This window comes from Vibrio sp. 1078-1 (assembly GCF_033340475.1).
In genome coordinates this window covers 1-557 of record NZ_JAWOWM010000718.1, presented here as the reverse complement: position 1 = coordinate 557, position 557 = coordinate 1, and the positions used below count along the sequence as shown (strand labels likewise).

1 pseudogene is annotated in these 557 nt (G+C 54.0%); it reads left to right on the top strand.

The window, feature by feature from the left end:
• Positions 1–557 (top strand): annotated as a pseudogene (locus R7190_RS29690) (hypothetical protein); the annotation flags it as partial.

Genomic DNA, 557 nt, shown 5'->3' with positions numbered 1-557 from the left:
CAAGCCATCGGCCAAAGCGTGACGGTGACGCTGGAATTCGATAAAGATCTGCAATCCGCCGCAGCGGAGTTAGGTGGCACGACGATCACCTCGTTAGTGGCAACCGCGGACCCAAGTGTTTGGACTGGTGATGTAGTGGTACCAGACTCGTCAGAGCTGAATGTGGCGTTACTAGTTCGTGACTACCAAGACTTATCAGGGAATACCGGTAGCCAGAACACGGCTTACTCCATGCCGATCACGCCGACCTTAGCTATTACGCCAGTGGGCAATGTGGATGAAACGCATGCCGCCACACTACAATTCGAAGGCACGTCGACACGTTTTGACGGTCAGTCCCTGCGTCTTGAAGTGAAAGCCCAAGGCAGCGCGACGGTATTGAAAAGCAGCAGTGCAACGGTACAAGCCGGTGGCACTTGGACCAGTGACGCGATTGATATGAGTCACCAAACCAATGGCACTTACATCGTGATGGTGACGGGGACGAACTCTGCGGGCATTGAAGTGAGTGAAAGCCAGAGCTTTACACTGGCGCAGTCTCTGCCAACGCTGACTAA